Genomic DNA, 7,829 nt, shown 5'->3' on the forward strand with positions numbered 1-7,829 from the left:
AATAAGAAATTGCACAACATATAGGGCACCAAGATCGTATAAAAGCCCTGCATTTAGTAGGTTTTGCTTATTCAGGAACAACTCTAATTATCATCTACAAGTTTATGGCAAATGAGTTTATCTGGTCCAAAAATATAGCGCAAAACCACCCGGCGGATGTTTTGAACTTGCCCCACCAACAAATCAACGTCGGTGTAGTTATAGAAAACAAAAAGGGCTTTACCGTCGGGAATATCAAACCCGGGAATGGTTTCTTCAGGCTCGCTTGCGATTTCTGTTTCAGTCTCGGCATCCGTTTTGGTTTCGGCGTCCGCTTCGGTCTCAACTTCTTCCGTTGGTTTCGCTGTGGGCGAGGGTTGGGTGGCAGTAGGGTCTGGCGGCGCAGGGGTATCTGTAGGCGGTAGTTGGGTAGCGGGCGCTTCGGTAGCGGCCGGTTGCGGCAGCCGGTCCGCTGCCGCAACCGGCCGGGATAAGGCTAAATACTAAAAAATAGTGAAGGATATTCTTTGGATCATGAGTTTTCTCCTTGTTCTGATAGTAGTTTGATTTGATTTTATTTTTTTGATAAGCAACGATGAGAGTTGAAGTAGCAGTTTGGGTTCAACGCCCGCCACATCCTATCACAAAACAACTCGGCGCGTAACGGCAAAAACAGGGTTTTTGTATAGTCACAAATGACCGTTGTCTGGTCAAAAATGACCATTTTCTGGAGCTACTTAACCTTGTAAATAACAGGCAGATATATTTTTTGCCCAAACTCGTACGCGCCAATGTCGCTGCCGTCACCGCCGGTAGCGTTGGCAATGTTGTCCATGTCTACCGGGCGGGGTCGCCCGCGTTGGTCCGTGTTAAAACTACCGGTATGGCCTTGATCAATGGCCGGGCTGCCGGGTGGCAAGGCATGGGTTTGGGTTGGTCCGCCGTTATCGGCCAGGGGGCCAAGCAGCGGGTCGGTATTGATCAGATCACTGGCCTGGGTCAGGTTGCAGGTGTTCCCGTTTTCCAGGTTGTATCCCTGAGAAACAAACATATTGGGCGCGCTTGTTGGCTGGCTGGTGCAGTTGGCCGGCAGCATGGTGGCACTGTTACCGGCCACAAGGCTGTTTTTGAGGGTGGTGGCGGTACCCCAAGCGGCCGGGTCTAGTAACCCGGTGCCCAGGCCGCCGCCGGTCACATTGGCGTGATTACCGGTTACGGTTGTGTTGGTCAGGATCAGCCGGGAGATGAGGGTGCTTCCGGCGTTGACCGCCCCGCCGCCCATGCCGCTGACATCGGTGCCGGCGCCGGGGATACCGTTGGCCGCGTTGCCGCTGAGGGTGCTGTTGACCAGGGTCATGGTGCCGTTCATGTTGAACAAGCCGCCGCCGTTGCCCACCTGGTTGCCGGTTAAGGCCAAGGTGCTGTTGTGGCTGATGGTGCTATTATTAACGGTCACCTCCAGCTTGTGGCTGATGGTGGCGCTGTCAAATGCGTTGGCAATCCCCCCGCCGTTCACGGCCCGGTTGTGGCTGATGGTACTATTGTTGATGTTTAGCCGGGATAAGCCACCGCTGCTTCCCGAGGCATTCCAGATCCCGCCGCCGGTGCCGTTTAACGCATCGCTGCCGTTGGCAACATTATAACTGACCAGGCTGTTGCTGATGGTCAGGGTAGCGGTCAGGTGATCACGGCTTGCATTCAACAAGCCGCCCCCGCCCTCTGCGTCAGAGGTATTGCTCAAGACCCGGCTGCCGGTGACGGTCATTACGGCGTTGTAGTCCCGGCTATTAAAATTTATCGCCTCGTTCAATATACCGCCGGCAGCTTGAGCTGTATTGGAAATGATATCGGTATCTTCGATGGTGGTCGTGCCGCCCAGATTGGTTAAACCGCCCCCCTGATCGGCCACATTTTCGGAAACTTCGGAGCCGGAGAGGATCATTGCACCTGTTTCATTATAGATACCGCCGCCAAATTGATCCGCATCATTGTTGTAGATAAGGCTGTCCCGAACAGACAAGGTACCATAATTGTGGATGCCGCCGCCGTGATACAAACCTGTATTTCCGGAGACCGAACTGTCCTGAACAAGCAGCGTGCCTGAATTGAATATACCGCCGCCATAATCCGCTGCGTTGTAGTAGACATAACTGTCCCGAACGGTCAGGTTGCCGTTATAGTTGTAGATGCCGCCGCCGAGGGAGTCAGTGTCCGCGTCAGTGCCCGCGCCGTTGTAGATGGTCAACTTGTCCAGCATTACGGTGGCCGAGTTGGTGATGACAAAGACAGAACTAATATCGCCGCCATCAATGATGGTCGTTTCCGTGTCAACGCCCTCAATGGTCACGGAACGGGTGATGGTCAGGTTCTCATGATAGGTGTTGGCCGCTACCCGGATGAGCGTGCAAGCCGGGTTGGCCAGGGCCGCGCCAATAGTGGCATATTGGGTTGGAACATTGCAGGTTGTCGCCTGATTTTCCGGCGCGGCAAGGGCTTGCGAAATCGCCATTACGCTCAAGAGTGTGATAAAGATGCCGCAGGTGAACCATATCTTAACTTTAGTCATTGAAAATACCTCCTTGATTGGTATAATTTGAAATTTTTTGATGTTTTTGTAATTGAGATAACTCATTCAAAATCCGCCCGGCTATGCTGGGGCTTAAAACGGCCTGGCCCTTACTGACTACCCGGATGGCTTCAATAATTTCAGATGGCTGACAGCTCTCTTTATCCAGGTAGCCCCAGATGCCCTGCCTGAACAGGTTCACAATCAGCTCTTCCTGGTTACCAGGGGCGCTCAGTACCAGGATTTTGCTGTGAGGATACGCCTGGCTCAAACGCAATACGGATTGTCCATTCTGACCAGATACAGCCGCAACATCCAGCAAAATCACCCCGGGGTCAAGCTCCCGGTGCAAGGCAAGGGTGGCTGCCCCATCGCGCGCCTCGCCCACACAGGTCAGGTCGGTGGTGCGCTGGAGCCAGGCACGTATCGCCTGGCGAAAGGCGTTATCGGCAACAACGAGTAACACACGGATTGGGTTATGCATAACGCCCGTAGTTTCTCCTGCGAGCAATAACAACTGAACAAACCTGTTCCAGTATAAACCAATTCGGGGTACAAAAATTCACTTGATTGGGTACAAAAATTTACTGTTTTTGGCGGGTAATTTATGTATCGTTGGCGGGTATTTTGGGGGATGATTTAGAATTCTGACAAAAAACAAATAGCCAATCTAACCTGAACCACAAGCTACTTGTTGGGTTTGGAGTTCAACCCACTACAACCTTGAGGTAAAAGGTAAAGCTTACCTGATTATCGAATGGTCGAGCAAAAATTCTCACTGTTTGTGCTATCCCCCGGCCTGGGGTAGAATAGGGCCAAATTCTATGCACAAAAGGTAGCCCTGATATGACGTCACAACTTCCTCCCATTGCCAATATTCCCCTCCCCAAGACTATCCCGGAAGATTCTCATTGGTGGTAGTGGTCACAATCGACACGCCGGGTTGATCTTGACCGTCCGGCTGGTGCCTTGAAGTTGCCCCATGGCCAGTCTGATTGACTGGCATTTTTATTTTCTCGGGTAGTGACTGGTACAGATTGTCCCGGCTCCCTGATCGTAAAAAATAAGAAATGAAAATGTTCCAGCATTGGCTTCATTGAGATCTTCAAAACCGTTTTCGGTGATCACGTAAAGAGTCGCTTCGGAACTTCGCAGGCAGTTCGTAATCATCCAGTTCTTTCTTCACTTTAGAAAATTACTCGCTCCAGTTCAACGGCAATTCAAGCAAAAACATTTCCACCTCGTCGGTGCCGGAACGGCCCCAATTGCTGGTAAAAACAACCCGCGTAAAGTCCAGGTTGATGCTGGCGTGCGGCTCGGCCCAGTAGTCGTGCTCCTGGTTTTCGTCTACCAACGAATGGGTGTGCGCCAACCGCACCACGCGCCCGCCGGACTTCAGTTCGATGGCAAAAATCTGATCGTCCAGCCAGGTGTAGGCGGTTGGGTGTCCGCCGCTGTAGGTGGAGACCAGCGCCCAACCGGGCCGGTGGAAGGCGCGGCCCGAAAAGTGCAGGCCAATCGGCGTGTGGCTAAAATCTATCGGCCAAAGAGGAGTCACCGCGCCGGCGGCCAGGTCGAGCATAGAAATATGGTCGGTGTCAATATCCTGATAGATCAGCACCTCGCGCCCTTGAGCGTCGAGGGCCAGGTCGGAGTGTCCGATGAGGCGCAGCAAACTCCGCCCATTGGTCAGGTTGCGGTCGTAGACCATCAGGCCGCAGGGATGCGCGTCGTCGCCCAATTGGCCAGGCTCGCAATACTCATCGTGGTAGGCCAGGAAGTAGTTCCCCATCGGGCTGATGGTTACGGTGTCAATCTCCGGCTTGTCGGGTAGGTCGCGTCTGGCAATCACTCGATTCTCCAGTCGGTCGTACACCAGCAAGGCGACGGTCTGCCACTCCTGATTCTGAACCATCAAACCCCAATAGCGGCTGTCGAGCGAGGGGCTGCCTTCATAGCGCGTCCAAACAGCGGCCAGCGGCCGGTCGGGAAAATCCGTTGCAAAATCGTGAACCAGACTCTGCTCCTCGCTGCGCACATTGTAAGCCATCAGGCGGGTCTCATCGGAGTAGTAAAGCAAATCCGGGTTGCTGGCATCCCAACGGGGTTCCACGGCGAGGGGTAGTTGGCCAAGGGGGTGGAGGGTATGGGCATTATACAGATACCAGTTCGCCTCGATGCTGCGCGCCAGAATCAGGCTGCCGTCGGCGTTAAAAGACTGCACGCGCGAGTACTCGTTTTTCAAGCCGTTAGAGGGATCGTTCGCGGCCAGGTCAGTTTGCCGGTTGGTAACGCGCACCAGGCAGGCACCAAAGACCGGGTCGCGGAAGGGGACACGGGCCGGCGGCTCGGGCTGGTCCGGGGTCTGGCGGACGTTGAAATCTGTGACCAGGGATGGTTGAGAGTCAGAGCAGAGAGGTTCAACGTTTTCGCCGGGCAAAGGTAGGGCGGGGGTATCAAGGGACGGCGTAGGTGTGTCGTCAACCACGGTAGTGGATACGTCTGTCGTTGCCGGTGGGGTTTCACTTGGCGTATCTGTGGGCATGTCTAATTGGGTCGGCTCAGGTGTAAGAATTTGGGTTGGCTGCGCGGCTTGGGTAGCCGCGATAGCAACTTGTACCGTTGCCTCGAGATCAGGTGCGGTTTGGGTGGCCTCAACAGCGGCCTGGACCGTTGCCTCGAGATCAGGCGCGGCTTGGGTGGCGGCAACGGCAGCCTGCACCGTTGCCTCGAGGTCAGGCGTTGGGGTGCCACCACAAGCGGCTAACAATAAACTCGTCAGTGTTAAAAAAATAAAAAGGTGTTTCATTTTTTAGATCTCCTTTGAAAGGTGCGAAGCTTTCTTGTTGGGCGATTGTAGCGCGAGTGCGGGCAAGACGCATACGTCGTTCTTGCACATTCGCAAGCAATACCTTTATCCACCCGAATGCCCTTACGATTGGTTGCGCAAGATAAGCGGCAGGTACACCGCCTCCGGCCACCCCATGCGTCCATAGATGTGTCGGTAGACCGTCGGATCGCCCTGGGAATCCCCCTCGTACACGATCAGTGAGTCGCCCTGTCCCCAGGCCACGGATGGACTCTCGTGATCCCAGAATGCGGCGGCGGCGACCTCAAAAACCCCAATATTGTCACCACGTCGATGATAAGCAAAGATATGCTCACCGGTTGAGGTACTCGCCTGCCAGACGACCAGGTAATCCAAGTCGATTCCGGGCCGGGCCGCGACAGCGGGAGATGTCTCGTCGTCTGTGGAACCGGCAATGAAGAACGCGCTGCCCACTAGGTCGCCGTTCACGTCCAATTCCTGGCCACGGATATCCCAGTCGCAGCAAGGACCAGGGTAAGCGTGCTGCCAAACCACCAGGTAGCGGCTCTGCTGGTTGGTGGCTACGGCCGGTAGCAGTTGATCTTCTTCCGAGGCATTGATCGTAAACTCGCCCGGCGGGTTAACTATAACGGCAGGCCCGGCATCGATGCGGGCGGCGCGGATATCGCCATCGCTCGCAGTCCACATGTGCCGCCAGACCACCAGGTATTCGTCGGCAGCGACGTTGTAGGTCACGTCGGCCTGGTACGGCTGCCCGGCAGTGGAGATGATGGCGCCATATAGCTTGGTGCCGTTATTCGAAAGGATAGCGTGGGCTATGTCGGTTGGCGTAAGCGTCGTCGCGTCATAGGCGCTCCAGACCACCAGGTATTCGTTCCGGTAGCTGTTCCAGGCCACGCGGGGCGTCCAAAAGGTGCGGTTGGGCCAGGTGATAATCTGGAATTCGGAGTTCATGTAGGATCCGTTCCAGGCCATGGTCCGGCCCCAGATTTCGTAGGTAGAGCCGTCGCCGTTGGCGTTGTACATCCAGGTGATCAGGTATTCGTCGTTCGTGGCGTTGTAGGCCACGGCCGGCTGAGCCCGGTCGTTGGTGCCGGCAGAGACGGCGAACCAGCTCAGAAGCTGGCCGCTCGCGGACACGCGCCGGGCATAGACGTCGCGGTGGCCGTTGGGCCAGGTGTTGTGCCAGACGACCAGGTACTCGTCGTGGAGCCGGTTGTAGGCCACGCTTGGCTTATATCGGTCGCACTCCGGCGTGGTAGGCAACGAGATTTGGATCTCACCGCCGAGCCGGGGCGCGGCAGCCGGGCTGACCCAATCGGCCCGCCACGCAACCTCGCGGGCGGTACTCATAGGGGCCAGCATACCGGCCAGCAGGATCAGGCCGGTAATCAGAAACAGAGTAGCGCAAGTTTTGTTCTTCATGGAATTTCTCCTTACTTTACTTTCGGTCTAAAGGCTTGCGATTCGCGGATATGGCGAGTGGTCGGTTCCCCGCTCAAGTTTGCGGGGCGCTGTGTCGCCGTTCTTGCATAACTTCGTCCAAGATACACCCGGCGATACCCGGGCTGAGAACTGCTTCTCCTCTGCTGACGGCACAGATGGCTTTCACCATCTCGATTGGCTGGACTTTTTCTTTGACCAGGTGGCCCAGCGCACCCTTTTTGAACGCCTCGAGCGCCAGTTGCTCTTGACCCTCACCGTTCAAGACGATAATCTTGGCGTCAGGAAACAATTCGCAGATGTGGCCCATCGTCTGCAAATCGTTGGCGGGTCGCGCGCTTATGTCTAACAAGATAACATCAGGGCGAGTCTCGCGGATCAGAGCGATGGCCTGCCGCTCCTCTTTCGCCTCGCCCACGACCGTGATGCCGTTTGTCCCTTCGAGCCATGCGCGCGCCCTCCGGCGGAACAAATCGTCGTTGTCCACGATTGAGACTTTGATTGAATTATTCACCTGTTTTTCTCCGGGGAAGTCCAAACAATCGTGAAGCATGGCCCGACTGGTTTTACCTCACAATTATCCCACAGGCTTACCTCGCTTCACAAGAGATAAAATTCACCGGCAGGCAAAGAAAAAAGTACCTTACAAGAAGGTACTTTTTTACCTGAATTATGTTCCGGGTGGCGTGCTGCGGGTGGGGACATCCAGCCCGCACTCACGCCTCACAAATCATCATCCAATGTCACCCACCCCTGGCGCAGGGCAATCAGCGCCGCCTGGGTGCGATTGTTGACGTGGAGTTTTTCGTAGATGCTACTGAGACGATTGGCGACGGTTCTTTCTGATAAGGCTAACTGCTCGGCGATGGCCTTGTTGTCTGCGCCCTGGGCGACCAGGCGCAACATGTCCATCTCGGCCTGGGTCAAATTTTCCGCGTCTTCTACCTCGTCAGTTTTTTGACTGAGGCGGCGAAATTCGTCCAAAAGTTTGACGGCCAGGCCGGGGTTGAT

At 55.3% G+C, this 7,829-nt stretch carries 6 protein-coding genes; all 6 read right to left on the reverse strand.

The genetic code is table 11. The features are described from left to right. Positions 1-712: 712 nt before the first annotated feature. Positions 713-2,545 (reverse strand): hypothetical protein, encoded by a 1,833-nt coding sequence (locus JW953_12750; GenBank protein ID MBN1993561.1) that lies wholly within the window; start codon positions 2,543-2,545, stop codon positions 713-715. Further along, complete coding sequence (locus tag JW953_12755; GenBank protein ID MBN1993562.1) at positions 2,538-3,029, reverse strand: response regulator transcription factor; 492 nt, start codon at positions 3,027-3,029, stop codon at positions 2,538-2,540. Before JW953_12755 ends, JW953_12750 begins: the two co-directional genes overlap by 8 nt. A 711-nt stretch (positions 3,030-3,740) precedes the next feature. Continuing rightward, entirely contained in the window at positions 3,741-5,354 is a 1,614-nt protein-coding gene (locus JW953_12760) for a hypothetical protein (protein ID MBN1993563.1), read from the reverse strand. A gap of 123 nt (positions 5,355-5,477) precedes the next feature. Then, positions 5,478-6,800 (reverse strand): hypothetical protein, encoded by a 1,323-nt coding sequence (locus JW953_12765; protein ID MBN1993564.1) that lies wholly within the window; start codon positions 6,798-6,800, stop codon positions 5,478-5,480. A gap of 73 nt (positions 6,801-6,873) precedes the next feature. Then, entirely contained in the window at positions 6,874-7,332 is a 459-nt protein-coding gene (locus JW953_12770) for a response regulator transcription factor (protein ID MBN1993565.1), read from the reverse strand. Between the two features lie 209 nt (positions 7,333-7,541). Continuing rightward, positions 7,542-7,829, reverse strand: a 288-nt coding sequence (locus JW953_12775; protein ID MBN1993566.1) for a response regulator transcription factor, incomplete at its 5' end; no start/stop codon positions are given.

It is taken from the genome of Anaerolineae bacterium, assembly GCA_016931895.1.
Classification (GTDB): domain Bacteria; phylum Chloroflexota; class Anaerolineae; order 4572-78; family J111; genus JAFGNV01.